Raw genomic sequence first — 14,959 nt, forward strand, 5'->3', positions numbered from 1 at the left:
CTATTACCCCAAGTTCCGCAAGTTCTGATAGCCTCTGGCCGAAGGCAGGACGGTCTTCATACATACCCGTTTTTGCCGGGCCAGAGGCACTAATGCTCCTGGTTCCGCCAGTCTACTGAAGAGCGTCGACGCCGAACCACTCATCGCCTACTTCTGTAACGAACCAGGGAGCGACACCGTCGAAACGTACGTTAACGCCGTCGAAGGGGCAGCAGACGGCTACATCTCGGCGACCAATCTTGCCGAGATCCATTATATCGTCCGGGCGATCGACGGCGAGGAGCGCGCTGATGCCGTCGTCGACGTCCTCGAGGAAAGTGGCATCCGTCGCATCGACAGCGAACAGACATGGGCGCCAGCAGCCAGGTTCAAATTCCGCTACTCACCAGCACTCGGTGATGCTTTCGCACTCGGGACAGCCGCACACGTCGACAGGGTGCTCTTGGTCGGTACCGACGACGACTACGACGACATCACCGATGTCCCGATCACTCGGTTCCGGACCGAACCAGCGTAGCCGCCGTGAGGACCGCACCTCACGCCGTTGCGGGTTGTTTGCTGGTGTCGCTTCCAGTGAGTTCAACATCGAAGCGGATGCGCTCGTACGGGAGGTACGGCTGCTTCGCACGGTCGTCAGCCTCAATGTGGAACACGATACCGTACTTCGCTAAGCGGGTGACATCGTCGTGAACTGTCCTGTGCGACTAATGTAGCCCTAGCGAGCTCGCGACGTACTGGACACGTCCCCCCGCAAACACCCGGTCAGAACGCCGGCGGGGACTCTGTCCAAAATTGTTCGGGACAGTGGATATCTCCTCACTAAAACAAACAGTCCAAACAGCTATGTCCCAACATTTCCAACAGTCAACTATGTCGAGCGATACCATCGATATCGACGAGTTCGAGGACGCGGATGCCGATGACTTCGAAGAGCGAACCGACACCGAGCGGATCGTATTATTCCTCGACAATCATGACGACCGAGCATGGAAGGCGGCGACGATCGCCGAGCGACTCGGGCTCGCGACGGACGCAGTCAGTGCGATCCTTTCGCGACTGAAAGAACGTGGCGTCGTGCGACATAAGCGTCCGTACTGGGCGATCACGGACGACGAGGAACGACTCCGGTCCGCCTACCAACGCCACCGACACCACGAGGCTGCGGACGAGCAGTACGGCGAAGAGCGTCTGGAAGCGCTCCAGACCGACGATATGGAAGACGTACAGTGACCGCGTTTGACGAGCTCGAACGCGGCGATATCGTGTGGGCGAGCGATCCGCTCTCCGAGAAAGGACGCCCGCTGTTGGTTCTCGGGACACCGCAACTTCCGAACCACGGAACACAACTCATCACGGTGTTACTTTCGACGAAAACCTATCACGAAAACGCACTCACGCTCCGCGATGACGATTACGACGACGACCCGCTTGGCAAACGAAGTCACGTCTTTCCGTGGTCGCTTGTAACGCTCAACAGTCCTGTGGATGTCGACCACTATCTAACCTCGCTCGTCGACGACCGAACTGAGGATGTAGTGGATCAAGTGACCGAGTATCTCTGCTCCTGAACGGTGAAGCCGGATAGCAGCCGCTAAGCTTCTCACGCGAGGAGCCGCCGGAGGCGGCGAGATGGCAGGAACACTCAACTGGAATTGATGTGGGGAAGATCGATGGATCGACCGCTGACGAGTGGGTAACGACGTGAGTCAACGAGACATATCACCACGGTCCGTCGCGAACACTCCGTTCGGACGAGTTTCTAAAACCGAACCTACCGCTCAGTACTCAATCGCGGCCGAGTAGTGGTCCAACACCAGCACCGTCACGGCGCCGACGAGCGCCGCCAGCGCGAACCGCGGTGCCGCGCCGCGCCACGATTCGCCGCTCTCGGCCAGTATGGCCGTCGTCTCGACGAGCGGCGCGCGGAGCGCGCCGACGATCAGGCTCACGAGGAACGCCAGCGTCGCGGCGCGAGCGCGGGAGAGCGCGTACCGGACCGCGTGTGCGATCGTGAACAGCCCGCCGAGACCGCCGAGGAGGAACGCCGCGACGGGCGGGAGCGTCTCGACGATTCCATCCGCGCCGTCGCCCACCGCGAGCGCGCCGAGTCCGTCGACGAGTCGGCTCACGACGCCGGACATGTACTCGTACTGGCCGAGGACGATAAGCAACAGCGACCCCGAGATGCCCGGCAGCACCATCGCGCTGACGGCGACGCCCCCCGCGAGGAAGACGAGCGGGAGCGGGCTGCCGAGCGCGGTCGCGGCGACGCCGGACGCGAGAAAGGCGAGCGCGAAGCCGGCGACAGCGGCGGCCTTCCGCCGGGGCGTCGAGAGGTCGACGTCGCCGAGCAGCACCGCGGCGCTGGCCGCGATCAGTCCGAAAAAGAAGCCGTACGTCGCGACCGGCTGCGTCGCGAGCAGGCGGTTCACCGCGCTCAACACGGCTACGACCGCGGTGCCGATGCCGGCGCCCAACACGAGCAGGAAGGCGCCGTCGACCTCGCTGAACGCCGCGTGCGCGTCGGCGCGGCGTCCGGGCCGCACGCCCGCGAGCACGCGGCGCGCGCGGTCGGAGTCGACGGCTGTGACCGCTCCGATCAGCCGCTCGTAGATACCGACGATCAGCGCGATGGTGCCGCCGGAGACGCCCGGCACGGCGTCGGCGCTCCCCATCGCCACGCCCTTCAGGTAGATCGTCGCCCACTCCCGGAGGTCGGCCATCTGCTCGCACGAAGCGCAGCCGCAGTAAAGAAGGGTGGGATCGCGCGACCGCGTCGGCCGCCCTGAGCCCGACCTCGGCGCCCGCGGTCAGTTCGGTGCGGTTGCCGTCGTGGCGGCCGTCGCCGTCGTCGCGGCCGGCTCGGCACCGATCAGCGAGCCCGCGTCGGTCGAGTTCGTCGAGTTCCCGTCGTCGCTTCCACTCTCGTCATCGACGGGGCACTCGGGGTCGCCGCTCGGGCAGTCGATGACCTCCTCATCGAGTTCGACCGTCGCCGCCGCGTCGTCGACACCGACGACCTGACCCTCGGTCACCTCGACCTGGCCGACGTGCTGAGTGGTGTACAGGTCGTCGTCGGTCGTCTGTGCGGTGGTGACGTTGTACGGCCCGGTCGCGCGGACGCTCGTGTTCGTGTACCCGTTCTCGGGGCCGAACTCGTCGTAGCCCGTCGTGGAGTACGGGAGCGTGAGCTCGAAGGTCCCGTCGTCGTCCGCGGTGGCGTACTGCGTGTACTCGAAGGTCTGCCCGTTCGGCTTACGGAGCTCGACGGTCGCTTCGACCTCCTGACCGGGGGCAGCGCCCGAGCCCTCGACGGTCGCGCCCGGCACGCGTTCGAACGTCTTGACGAAGTCGTCGCCGAACGCGCCGAACAGCGACTCGCCGAACGTCGCCTGGAGGTCGACGCCGAACCGCTGGGCGAGGATCTGCGCCTGCTGGGCGTACGGCGACCGACCGGGGGCCTGCGTGGCGTGGACCAGCCGGTAGTGTTCGAGCGCGTCGACGCGCTCGGAGGGGACGCCCATGACGCCGCCGACCTGCGCGGAGCCGTCCTCCTCGACGTACGACCGCGCCGCGGAGAGGTTGTCGAACCGCCGAACCGCCTGTCCCTCGCTCGGCAGGACCTTGATCTCGATCTGGTCGCCGCTCTGGGTCTGTGCGGTCTGACGTTCGTAGTCGAGCACGACCGGGTCCGGCTCGACCGCGCTGCCGTAGTGCTGGTAGAGCCGGATCATCTGGCTCTCGTGGTAGCGCTGGGTGCGAACCTGGAGTGCTGGACGGAGCCCGCCTTGTTGGCCCTGTGCGCCCTCGACGCGCTGGTAGAGCAGTTCGTTGAAGTCGCGCACCGTCTCGTTACCGCTGTAGAACGTGACCGGCGCGTTGAACTTGGAGTTCGGCGACGCCATCTGCCAGTCGACCATCACGTAGCGGGTGTCGTTGCCCTCGGTGCTCTGGCTCGCGAGCACCTCCGCGGCCTCTTCCTCGCTCGGCGCGAGCAGGTAGTCGGCGGCTTCGCCCGCGTTCTGCTGGAACGGGTTGGCGTTCGGGATGCGCTCGGCGCGGGTGGTGATCCAGTGGCCGTAGTCCCACCACGACTGGACGCCGTACGCGCCCTCGGTGTACTCGAAGTCGCCGTCAGCCGGGCGCTCGTAGGTGCCGTACAGCTCCATCGGGTTGTTCGCGCCCTCGAGTTCGCCCGGCTGCGGCGTCTCGTCGTTCATCCACTGGAGGCTCTCGTCCCACTGGACGACGCTGCCCGGCTGGCTGGAGTTGCCGGCCTGCCAGACCGGCGTGGCGACGCCGACGAGCGGCACGAGGAGGACGGCGAGGACGGCGGCGACGGTCAGTATCTGCCACCCTTCGATCTCTCGGACCGCGTCGAGCGACGTGAGATCTAAGGCGTCGAGAGTTACTTGGAGGAAGTACGCCGTGCCGACCGCGACGATGACCGCGAAGTAGTAGTTGAAGCGGCCCTGCGTGAACGCGGCGCTCCCGATAAACGCCGCCCACACGACGAAGTACAGCTCCTCGGCGTCGTACTCGACGAGGAAGGTCGCGCCGACGAGGAACGCGGCGGCGATGAGCAGGCCGATCACCTGCCAGTCGACGCCGACGATCCCGCCGATGGCACTGTACGCCTGTGGGACGGCGTAGACGGTGCCGACAACTGCGAGCCCGGTCGGGATGTAGAGGGTGTGGTTGATGTCGTCGGAGCGGTACAGCGGGCGCGCGAGGATGTAGAGGACCGCAGCGAGAGCGAGGAAGAAGGCGAGGCCATACTGTGAGAGGACGAAGTCGGCGAAAGAAGCGCCTTGGAGCGGTGGTTGCGCCTCGCCGATAGTGCGAGCACCGGCGCTCGCGGAGAAGGCGACGGTGTTGAGGAGGTTTCCGATAATTGTTGACCAGAGCGACGGGATGGCGAGCCAGACGACGCCGGCGGACGCGAGTATGAGGCCACCGACTGCTGCGGGATAAGTGTCTGCGTCGAGGTCGCGGGCTTCCCACTGACGGGCGAGCCACGCGAGGAAGACGGCGCCGAGCGCGACAACGAGCGGCACGACGATCTGGAGCAGCGAGTACTCACTCGGTGCGAACCGGAACGTGTCGAGCGGGATCACCTGCATCAGGCCCGCGACAGTCATCGCGACCGCGCCGGCGAACGCGACTGGCTCCGGGCTCTTCCCGTGATACGTGTCGCTGGTGAGCTTAACGGCGAGGAAGATACCCGTGAAGCCAACCATCAGAATGCCTGGCTGCCACGTCCACATGTAGAGGCCGAGTGCGACGCCGGCCGCGGCGGCGTAGGCAACCGGTTTGCGAAGCGCGTCCCAGTCCCGATCGACCACGAGCTCCCACACCGGCTTCTCGCGTTCCGCCACGCCGAGCGCGACGAGGAACGCGAGGACGGCGGTACTCTGGAAGAGGACCTCCGCCGCGCTGTGGTCGGGGAAGCCGACGAGCGTGTAGCGGAGGAAGGTCCCCGAGAACAGCGCCAGTGTCGCTGCCCCCGCGAGTGCGGGCACGCGGTCGACGAACCGCCGCGCGGTGAAGTACGTCGGGACCGCGACGAGCGCGCCGGTGATAGGCGCCATGACGAGCATGACTTCTTCCGTACTGCCCATGATCGGCCGGGCGATCCAGACCCCGACGGCCATGATGTGGTCCCAGAGGGTACCGAACTGGCCGGCGTTGGTCCCGAACGGGAAGCCGGTCCAGACGTCGTACGGAAGCGTGCTCGGCCAGTTTTTAAGGAGGTAGTTCGTCGTGCGGAGGTGATACCACGCGTCGTTGCCGCGGAAGTACACCTCACCGTTCCGGATGAAATTCCCGTACGAGCGTAGTCGCGTCCACAGCATGAACGCGACCACCCCGAGGAGGAGGGGAACGTGGTACCACCGCGCGAGGAGATCGGACGGGGACGGGTCCGATGCGTCCGGCGGATCGTTCGAGTCGCTCATTACCGCATGGAACTGGCAAAACGCGCATAAGGCTTGTCATATATCCGCGCCCGCTGGACGTTCTTGGGGGTACCCGCCCGCGAATGGGCGCCCGCTTGCGACGCGAGGCGGAAACTCTAAGCACACGGGTCGAAAGCGTCTCGGTGTGAAGGTCTCGGTCGTCGTCTGTACGTACACACTCGACATGTACGAGCATTTCCGCGAGGCCGCCGACAGCGTCCTCGCGCAGACCCACGACGACGTCGAGCTCGTCGTGGTCGTCGACGGGACGCCTCAGGTGTACGAGCGCGTCGCCGAGGACTACGGCGACCGCGAGGACACAGTGGTCACGTGTAACGACGAGAACGTGGGGCTACTGGCGAGTCGGAACCGCGGCGCGGAGTTGGCGTCGGGGGATGTGGTCGCATTCATCGACGACGACGCGGTCGCGGACGAGGCGTGGACGGAGCGACTGGTCCGCGCCTACGAGGAGGAGGACGCGATCGCGGCCGGCGGGAAGATGACCCCCGAATGGGTCGCGGGGAAGCCCTCGTTTCTCCCTGAGGAGTTCTACTGGCTGGTCGGCGTGACGCATCGCGGCTTCGCGGACGGACCAGGAGAGGTCCGGAACACCTTCGGCTCGAACATCTCGTTTCGCGCGGACGTGTTCGCGGATTTGGGCGGGTTCGACGTCGAAATTGGCGGGCGGAAGGGTAATAAGAATCTTCAGGGTGGGGAGACGGAGCTGTGCGCACGGATGCGAGAGGCGTACGGGCAGGGCGTGTGGTACGATCCGAAGGCCGAAGTGGCACACAAGGTGTTCGAGTACCGGACGGAGTTCCGGTGGTTAGTCGACCGGGCGTTCTGGCAGGGGTATTCGAAGCGAGGAATGGACGTACTGGCCCCCGAATCGACCGGCGACGAGTCGGCCTTCCTCCGGCAACTGCTGTTTGACTCGGTTCCCGGACGGGTCGGCGATCTCGTCCGGTCGCCGTCCGTAGCCGGCTGTCTACAACTGTTTGCCCTGTTCGTACTGACCGGCGTCGTCGGTGCGGGCTATCTCTACGGTGTCACGGTGTGGGGGTAAAATGTCGGACGAGAACCTCCCGGACGTCTGTGTCGTCACGCATCCGCTTGCCGCCGCCGGCGAGAACGCGACCCGGAGTCTGCTGGATATCCTCGCAGCGATAACCAGCGTGGCGCTGGTCACGGCTGATCTCCCAGCGGATTCGGAGATACGTGATCGGCGTGAGGTCGTCGAGCTAACTAGGAAGGGTACAGGCGCCTCCGTTTCCGTCGCCGCTGCCCGGTTCGCGCTGAACCAGCTCCGAATGTGTCGCGTGCTCGCCGACCGCGACGAGTCGGTGGTGTTGTTCTACGGCGCCACCTCGTATCTCCTGCCTATCGTCGCCGCCCGACTGCTCGGCAAGACAGTGCTGGTCGAACCACGCGGGGACGTCCCGCTAACCCTGCGGCTCAACTGGGAACCGCGGATGCCCGGAGCGCTCGCAAGGCTGCTGTCCGACCTCGTCCGCGCGCTCGAACGTGCCGGATTCGCGGTGGCTGACGGCGTCGTCACCTATACCCCTGAAATGGCCCGCCAGCTTTCGCTCCACCCAGAGGCACCGAACGTGTATCCCAGTGGCGCGCGCTATGTCCGGACTGAGGAGTTCAGCGTAACACGGCCGTACGAGGAGCGCGACCGCGTTGTCGGCTTCCTGGGTCGCCTCGACGAGGAGAAGGGCATCCGTGAACTAGCTGCCGTAGCCCGTGAACTCCCCGATGACGTGATGTTCCGGTTCATCGGTGACGGCGACCTCCGCGAGTGGCTCGAGACAGAGTTGGAGGCGGAGCGAGCCGAAGGGACGGTCGAGTTGACCGGCTGGGTGGACCACAACGCGGTTCCGGCGCAGCTGAACGACCTCGCTCTGCTGGTGATGCCGTCCCAGCCAACCGAAGGGCTCCCGACGACAATACTCGAGGCGCTTGCTTGCGGGACACCGGTGCTCGCTTCGCCAGTCTCCGGCGTGCCAGACGTCGTCCGTGACGGCGAGACTGGGTACCATATCGACTCGCGGGAGCCGGCGCAGCTACAGGCCCAGATCACGTGGATTCTGAACGAGGAGCCACTGGCCGATATCAGCGCGAGCGGGCGCTCGCTCATCGACAGCGAGTACTCCTTCGAGGCGGCGACAGAGCGGTACCTGGCGATTCTGGCGTCGTTCGCCAACTGATAGACGGAAGAGAAAAAAACTTACACCGCCTTCAGGCAGAGTACTACATGGAGATCGGATACTTCTGCTATCGCCTCTCGGGTACTGGTCCGCGCACCCGAGCCGCTGATATCATAAACGCTGTCGCTGAGCGGAGTCCTCATGACGTGACTGTTCTCACGAACGAGCCTGAGAAAATTCGGGGTCCCGCCGAGGTCCACACGGTCTCGATTGGCGACCCCGCTGACCTACTCTGGACTGCGAAGCAGGCCTTCTCCGATGCCGACGTTGTGCACGTCCCAATCAACACCTATCAGGTCCTGTTTGTGCGTCTGGTCTACCACGGGCCGCTCATTGGCGGGGTCGGTCCGGGACTGCAGTCCTCGGTGTTCCACAGAGCATTCGGTCGGTTGCTCGCGATAGACACGAAAATGAAGGTCCATGAGGGAGACAAGCGATGGGATGTGTTCGGCTACGACACGGAGATCTGTACCGCGACAATCGACCGGGACTTGTTCTACCCGTACGAAGCCGACCGATGTCGGCAGCTCCGTGTAGACCGCGGCATCGACACGGACCAGCTTGTCATACTCTATGTGGGGAAACTCACTGAGGAGCAGGGTGCGGGTATCGTCGATGAGATGGCATTACAGACGGCCGGCGACGACAGTATCCGGTACATCGTCGTCGGTGACGGGCCGCTGTCAGACCGGTTCAAGGGACGACAGAACATCTCCTTCGAAGGATTCGTCGATAACAAGACGACGCCGGAGTACTACAATCTGGCCGACGTGACCGTTGCGCCGCGGTGCGACGACAACACGTCGAACGTCGGCCTCGAATCGATCGCCTGTGGCACACCAATGGTGACGACCGCTGGGGGCGATATTGTCGACCTGTTCCAAGACCGGGGGACGTATGTCTGGGCTGACGAACGAACAGCGGCGTCGGTACTGGTGGCGGTTCAAGAGCTGTGCTCCGACAAGGAGGACTACGAGGCCCAGGTCCAGCGCGGCTTCGACACGCTCGCCGAGATGGAACTGACACTTGAGAGTGCCCTCCAGACCCACCTTCGTGTGTACGGAGAGGCTGCCGAGACGTACTGAGCCCTAGCCGATGCGCGTGGTGGCTCACCGAACCGGATGATATAATTGCGGTTGCGAACAACATCAGCGTTGAGCATGGCCCCACCGAATATTTTCCTTGTCGTTCTCGACAGTGCCCGCGCGCGAAACTGTGGCCTTCATGGGTACAGTCGGGAGACTACGCCCTTTCTTCGCTCTCTGGCCGACGAGTCTGTCGTCTACGAACACGCCAAGGCACCGAGTATCCACAGCATCTCCAGTCACACTAGCATCTTCACCGGATACCACACAGAGCAACACGAGATCACTGAACACAAGTCGTTCGTCAAACCAGATGCCACGATATGGCGGCGCCTTTCGAAGGGTTACGACTACGACACGGGAATATTCACCGCAAACGTCATCGTGACACAGACGTCCAACCTCGGCCAGACGTTCGACACTTGTGTCGGCCCAAAACGGGCTAATTTTCGTCTGTTTGACACCGGGCTCTCACCGCTTGACGTACAAGGCGACATTTCAGTTATGGAGTATCTGCAGACGGCACTGACCCACGAAGCCCCAGTCAGGTCAGTTCTCAACGGTGTGTACAAGAAACTTGAGTCCAGAGGCGGTTCACAGAACCCGGAAAGCGAGAACGCCTCGGTGTACATCGGGGACCTGCTCGACTGGATCGAGACGCGCAGCGGTCCCTGGGCCGCGTGTCTCAATCTCATGGACACGCACACTCCCTTCGCGCCGAATTCGGAGTTCGACACGTGGAGTGACAGCGACGCCCGCGAGGCGAGAGCGGCTGTTGAGTCCGGCTCTGTTCCGGACCCATTCACTGACGCATTCTGGCGCCACTTGTCCGCTATGGAGCCACTCTACGATGGGACGATCAGACAGGCCGACGCGGCAATCGAACAGCTCGTTGAAGCTCTCGAAGACGTGGGACTGCTCGACAATACATTGCTGGTAATCACCAGCGATCACGGCGAAGGGCTCGGCGAGCAGAGCGCGCTCGACCCGTCGGTCCGCCTCCGACACCACAGCTGGGGAATTGACGAAGTGCTCACCCACGTCCCGCTGCTCGTTCGGCCGCCGGGTGGCGACTCGGGCCGCAGGGTCCGTCGGCCCGCCTCGCTAACGGAGTTCCCCTCTGTTGTCGAGGACGTCGTCGACGGGGACGCCGAGGCTGCCGTCGCCGATGGGTTCGTTCCCGACGGAGACGTTGTCAGCTCGACGTTTCGCATTGTTCCGCCCGGAGACGAACTGGCGCTTCCCGAGGACGAACGGTCAAAATACTTCGGCCCCTGGCGAGCGGTGTATCGGACCGTCGGCGACGCTGTCATCAAATACGCCCGTCGAGGGGACGCCGCCGTCACGATCGATGTAACCGATCCGCAAAATCCAGTAAAGCTGGCCGATACCGATGACGGCGTCGTAGCGCCGGTGTTCGACGAGTTCCACAGTGAAGGTGTCCGGCTCGGGACGTCGGCCGACCGGGAGATGGAAGACAACGTAGAGGAGCGACTCTCCGATCTGGGTTACTTGCGCTAGCTGCTGTCCTGTCCGTCGAGACTGCCCAGTGGGTATATCGAACCAGTTATCGGGGACGCGGATTTCCTTCAACATGATGCGACGCGATCGAACTGCTGTCCTCCACTTTCTTGCGCAGGTGGTCCGATCGCTGGCCGGTTTCGGGACAACACTGTTTGCCGCACGGTACTTCGGTGCCGGCGGGCTCGGCATCTACTCGCAAGTTATTGCCCTGGTGTTCTGGCTTAAACTGCCGAGCAACAGCATCAAAACGGCCATCTCGAAGCGGATGTCTGAATCGAACGAGCGAACGGGGCACTTCTCTGCGGGCCTTCTCGTCTCGGTTGTGTACGGGCTCGCAGTGGGCATTGTTGTCTTGCTGTTTGACGGTCTCGTGAATGACTATGCCGACGCGAACGTGGCAGCCCTGCTGGTCCTGCTCGTGGTAGTTAATATAACGTTCGATACTGTCAAAAGTGGGTTCGTCGGGGACAAGCGGGTCGCGGTCTCAGGCTGGCTCGGCACCAGCGAGCAGCTGCTCCGGCTGGCCGGCCAGGTCAGCTTCGCCGTTGGCGGTGCGATGGTCATCGGGCTCGTATACGGCCACATACTGTCGCTCGCCGCGTTCTCTGCCCTCGGGATTATACTCCTGCGCGACAGGCTTCGGCTTCCAGCACACAGCGACTTCCGGGAGCTCCGTCAATTCGCGCAGTACTCCTGGTTGGGAAATCTCGAAGGCCTTGCGCTCAACTGGATGGATGTGCTTGTTCTCGGCCTGTTCGTCGCCAACGACTTCGTCGGTATCTACCAGGCATCTTGGACAATGGCGTCGTTTCTGTCACTGGCAAGTAAGTCGATAGGGATGACGCTCTTCCCAGAGCTAAGCGAACTCGGCAGCGAAGAGATGTATGGACGCGCGAAGTCGCTTCTCAGTGACGCGCTCGTGTTTGCCGGCATATTTTTGATCCCGGGTCTTTTCGGAGCGCTCGTCATCGGTGACCGTATTCTCGAAGTGTACGCAAGCGAATTCGCCGCCGGTGGACTGATCCTAGTTATCCTCATCGCTGCCCGGACGTGTTACGGGTTCGGACAGCAGCTGTTGACGGCCATCAACGGTCTGGACCACCCGGAGATAGCCTTTCGAATCAACGCCACGTTCCTCACCACAAACATCGTGCTGAACTTCGTCCTCGTCTGGCAGTTTGGCTGGTATGGCGCCGCCGCTGCAACCTTGCTGTCGACAGTCGTTCACCTCGTATACGCCTGGCTCGCGTTCGAGAGACTTTTCGGGACGATAGATATCCCAGTCGCTGAACTGGGGTACGAACTGGTTGCGAGCGGCCTGATGGTGGGGGTGCTGTGGCTGGCTGTGCCACGGCTGCCGACAACACTCCCGGTCACTCTCGGTCTTGTTCTTGTCGGTGCAGGTGCCTACGGGGTAGCGCTTCTCGGGCTCTCCGGCCGCATCCGGGGCAAAGTTCGGACCGTAATCGGGGCCTGAGAACCGCTCGGTGACACTCACTCCAAAAGAGATTAATTAACTTGGAGGTTCAATCCCCGTACGAATGGTTTTCATCGTTCTGGGACTCGACGCCCTCGACCCTGATCTGGTTGACCGGGCAGAGCACCCCAATCTCGCGCTCGCCGCCGACCGCTCCATCAACACGATAGATAGCTTGGAGGGCGAGCCCAGTACTCACGAGCTCTGGCCGACGATTATCACCGGGCTCACGCCGCCGGAACACGGCCTCACGCTATCCGAGGACGGCATCGCCTGGGGAAACCCTCTGCTCGATATCGGGAGTCGAATCGCCGACGTGGTGTTGCCAGACACACTACAGACCCGCATCGGCGCGTGGCTCCTGACGAATACGACGGCCGACGCCTTCCGCACACCGATGACGTACTATGAGGAGAACGGAATCGGGACCGTCTTCGACGGACGCGAAGCGACAGCTATCGGGGTTCCGAACTACGTCGTGGACCCGGACGAGACCGACCGCGAACACGAGCTCCGCCAGCAGATGGGGGAACTGTTCCAGCGGGACCCCGACGCCCGCGGCGGCCACACCTCCGCGGACCCGCTCGCGTTCTACGAACAGTGTCTGGAGATGGTGATGATACGGCTCGCGCGGGCCCGCCGCGGGCTCCGGAGCCGCGAGTCAGAACTGGTCTTTGCCTACACGAGTGGGCTCGACCTCGTCGGTCACGTCGCCTACGACCAGCCCGGCCTCCAGCGGGCGGCCTACGACGAACTGGACGAGCTCGTCGGCGACGTCCGGTCCGACCTGGGCAAGGACGACGAACTCCTGCTCGTCAGCGACCACGGCCTACAGGACGGTGTCCACACCCACGAGGCGATGGTCGCCGCAACCGACGAGCGGCTGGTAGCCGATATCGACAGCGTCACAGACGTTCGCGGCGCTATCGAGATGGAACTCGACCGAGTCGACCACCGGCCGGAGGGGCGAGTATTTGAGGAGCGCGACGACGCCGACAGCGAGGCCGTCAGAGAACAGCTGGAAGACTTGGGGTACATGTGATCATGGGCGACCCGAACGTTCTGCTGGTGGTCCTCGACAGCGTCCGTGCGAGCAACTGTAGCCTGTACGGGCACGCCAACGAGACAACGCCGTTCCTGGATTCTTTCGGCGCCAACCGGGCGACTGTCTACGACCAAGCCCGGGCGCCAGGCGCCCGCAGCGTCACCAGCCACGTGAGTCTCTTCTCTGGGCTCCACGTGGCCGAACACGGCGTCGTCTCGGCGGCCGAGCGACTCGATCCGACGGTGTCTGTGTTCCACCGGCTCCGCGAGGACGGGTACGACACCGGCATCTTCACCGAGAACGACTGGGTCACGGCGGTCGACGTGGGGCTCAAAAACGGGTTCGACACCGTCGTCGGGGCTCGGAACGTCCCGTTCCCGGACGCCCTGAACCCACACGAGTTCGTCTCGAACCAGGGCCGGGGCGCCTACGGCGCGTTCGTGCGGACAGCCCTGGCAAGTGACCGCCCTGGCCGGTCCCTGGTAAACGGCGTCTCGACGAAGCTCCAGTCGGATTTTATGCGCTACCTCCCAGGACGCGTCAAAGCCTCCACACCCGCGGATGTCTACGTTGACGCTTTTCTGGAGTGGAGCGAGGAAAGCGAGGGACCTTGGGCGGCCTGTCTGAACCTCATGGACGCCCACATCCCCTACGAGCCCGCTGCCGAACACGACCTGTGGGGCGGCAACCGGGCCAGCGAGCTCCAGTCTGCCTTCGAGGACCAGAAGTGGGCGTTCCACGGCGGGCAGCGCCCCTGGTGGCAAAAGAAGGCCGTCGAGTCGCTGTACGACGGCGCAATCAGACAGATGGACGCTGAACTGGAGCGGCTCGTCGCGGCGCTGGAAGTCCGCGAAGAGCTAGACGACACGCTGCTGGTGGTCACCAGCGACCACGGCGAGGGCTTTGGCGAGCCGAGTCGGCTTCAGGACGGCGTCCGCATCGCGGAACACGGCGTCTCAGTGCACGATGCGGTGGTACACGTCCCGCTGCTCGTCCGGTATCCGGGCCAGACCACACCACACAGAATCGAACGCCCCGCGACGCTGACTGCGTTCCCCGACGTCGTCAATCGGTTCCGCGACGGCGACCGCCCCGACGCGGGGTTCTGTCCCGACGAGCCGGTTATCACGACGGCCGTCGGCCTCGACGAACCGCTCCAGAAGCGGGCCAGCAACTACGTCGAAGACATCTCTCCGTGGGTCGATACGAAGCGCGCCGTCTTCGAGTACGACGAACACGAGGGCGTCGTCGAAAAGTACTGTCGGGTCGGGGATACCGCGGCGACGATACGCGTACGTGACGCACAGACCGATTACCGCGTCGCCGGAACCGACGACGGTCGCGTCGATGCGGCCTTCGACGCATTCGAGCGACTCGACGTCAGAACCGACGGCGAGGACCTCAACGACCTCGACGACGAGACGTACGGCCGGCTCGAAGACCTCGGCTACGTCTGACCGGGCTCGCTCTCGTGTTCCCACACTAGGTCGAAGTACCGTTTCATCCCGGCGACAAGGGAGCCGTTCTCGGTGGGCGCCAGTGGGATTGCGGCGAGCTCGGGCACGTGTCGAGGAAAAATATGATTGGCGAACAATTGGTCAACAGTATCTTGATGCTTACAAACATCTCTAATCAGATTATTAAAATAAAGATGTCGT

General features: G+C 63.6%; 12 protein-coding genes. 10 read left to right on the forward strand and 2 right to left on the reverse strand.

Annotation, left to right across the window (positions count from 1 at the left end; genetic code table 11):
• Positions 1-142 precede the first annotated feature (142 nt).
• The 3 genes from EXE47_RS14490 to EXE47_RS14500 all read left to right on the forward strand — a co-directional run bounded on the left by EXE47_RS14490 (position 143) and on the right by EXE47_RS14500 (position 1,568).
• Positions 143-517, forward strand: a complete 375-nt coding sequence (locus tag EXE47_RS14490) for a PIN domain-containing protein (RefSeq protein WP_241997592.1) — start codon at positions 143-145, stop codon at positions 515-517.
• 353 nt (positions 518-870) lie between these two features.
• A complete protein-coding gene (locus tag EXE47_RS14495; protein WP_137708474.1) occupies positions 871-1,230 on the forward strand; it encodes a helix-turn-helix domain-containing protein in 360 nt (119 codons plus the stop codon).
• Positions 1,227-1,568 (forward strand): PemK-like protein, encoded by a 342-nt coding sequence (locus tag EXE47_RS14500; protein WP_137708475.1) that lies wholly within the window; start codon positions 1,227-1,229, stop codon positions 1,566-1,568. Before EXE47_RS14495 ends, EXE47_RS14500 begins: the two co-directional genes overlap by 4 nt.
• 210 nt (positions 1,569-1,778) lie before the next feature.
• On the opposite strand, the gene EXE47_RS14505 is transcribed toward EXE47_RS14500, so the two are convergent.
• Together EXE47_RS14505 and EXE47_RS14510 are read right to left on the reverse strand one after the other, a co-directional pair.
• Positions 1,779-2,723, reverse strand: a complete 945-nt coding sequence (locus EXE47_RS14505) for a DUF368 domain-containing protein (protein ID WP_137708476.1) — start codon at positions 2,721-2,723, stop codon at positions 1,779-1,781.
• An 87-nt stretch (positions 2,724-2,810) separates the two neighbouring features.
• Entirely contained in the window at positions 2,811-5,957 is a 3,147-nt protein-coding gene (locus EXE47_RS14510; RefSeq protein ID WP_137708477.1) for an oligosaccharyl transferase, archaeosortase A system-associated, read from the reverse strand.
• A gap of 145 nt (positions 5,958-6,102) precedes the next feature.
• Here EXE47_RS14510 and aglG point away from each other — a divergent pair, with 145 nt between their 5' ends.
• The 7 genes from aglG to EXE47_RS14545 all read left to right on the forward strand — a co-directional run bounded on the left by aglG (position 6,103) and on the right by EXE47_RS14545 (position 14,758).
• Entirely contained in the window at positions 6,103-7,023 is a 921-nt protein-coding gene (gene aglG, locus EXE47_RS14515; protein WP_137708478.1) for a glucosyl-dolichyl phosphate glucuronosyltransferase, read from the forward strand.
• 1 nt (position 7,024) lies between these two features.
• Positions 7,025-8,170: a glycosyltransferase family 4 protein gene (locus EXE47_RS14520; protein ID WP_137708479.1), complete on the forward strand. Its 1,146-nt coding sequence runs from the start codon at positions 7,025-7,027 to the stop codon at positions 8,168-8,170.
• 146 nt (positions 8,171-8,316) lie between these two features.
• The gene (locus EXE47_RS14525) at positions 8,317-9,255 is read left to right on the forward strand and encodes a glycosyltransferase family 4 protein (protein ID WP_199237907.1); all 939 of its coding nucleotides are present in this window, start codon (positions 8,317-8,319) and stop codon (positions 9,253-9,255) included.
• A 75-nt stretch (positions 9,256-9,330) separates the two neighbouring features.
• Positions 9,331-10,776, forward strand: a complete 1,446-nt coding sequence (locus EXE47_RS14530; protein ID WP_100050442.1) for a sulfatase-like hydrolase/transferase — start codon at positions 9,331-9,333, stop codon at positions 10,774-10,776.
• Between the two features lie 76 nt (positions 10,777-10,852).
• Positions 10,853-12,256, forward strand: coding sequence for an oligosaccharide flippase family protein (locus EXE47_RS14535; RefSeq protein WP_158293617.1), 1,404 nt, complete (start codon positions 10,853-10,855; stop codon positions 12,254-12,256).
• A 64-nt stretch (positions 12,257-12,320) separates the two neighbouring features.
• Complete coding sequence (locus tag EXE47_RS14540; RefSeq protein ID WP_129452375.1) at positions 12,321-13,298, forward strand: alkaline phosphatase family protein; 978 nt, start codon at positions 12,321-12,323, stop codon at positions 13,296-13,298.
• 2 nt (positions 13,299-13,300) lie between these two features.
• Complete coding sequence (locus tag EXE47_RS14545; RefSeq protein WP_137708480.1) at positions 13,301-14,758, forward strand: sulfatase-like hydrolase/transferase; 1,458 nt, start codon at positions 13,301-13,303, stop codon at positions 14,756-14,758.
• Positions 14,759-14,959: the final 201 nt, after the last annotated feature.

Origin of the sequence: Halorubrum sp. GN12_10-3_MGM (assembly GCF_005435235.1) — an archaeon.
GTDB classification, from domain to species: Archaea; Halobacteriota; Halobacteria; order Halobacteriales; family Haloferacaceae; genus Halorubrum; species Halorubrum ezzemoulense.

Coding starts and splice junctions, on each gene's coding strand:
- EXE47_RS14495 (WP_137708474.1), top strand. CDS start 871: ATGTCGAGCGATACCATCGATATCGACGAGTTCGAGGACGCGGATGCC.
- EXE47_RS14505 (WP_137708476.1), bottom strand. CDS start 2,723: ATGGCCGACCTCCGGGAGTGGGCGACGATCTACCTGAAGGGCGTGGCG.
- EXE47_RS14510 (WP_137708477.1), bottom strand. CDS start 5,957: ATGAGCGACTCGAACGATCCGCCGGACGCATCGGACCCGTCCCCGTCC.
- EXE47_RS14520 (WP_137708479.1), top strand. CDS start 7,025: ATGTCGGACGAGAACCTCCCGGACGTCTGTGTCGTCACGCATCCGCTT.
- EXE47_RS14530 (WP_100050442.1), top strand. CDS start 9,331: ATGGCCCCACCGAATATTTTCCTTGTCGTTCTCGACAGTGCCCGCGCG.
- EXE47_RS14535 (WP_158293617.1), top strand. CDS start 10,853: ATGCGACGCGATCGAACTGCTGTCCTCCACTTTCTTGCGCAGGTGGTC.
- EXE47_RS14540 (WP_129452375.1), top strand. CDS start 12,321: ATGGTTTTCATCGTTCTGGGACTCGACGCCCTCGACCCTGATCTGGTT.
- EXE47_RS14545 (WP_137708480.1), top strand. CDS start 13,301: ATGGGCGACCCGAACGTTCTGCTGGTGGTCCTCGACAGCGTCCGTGCG.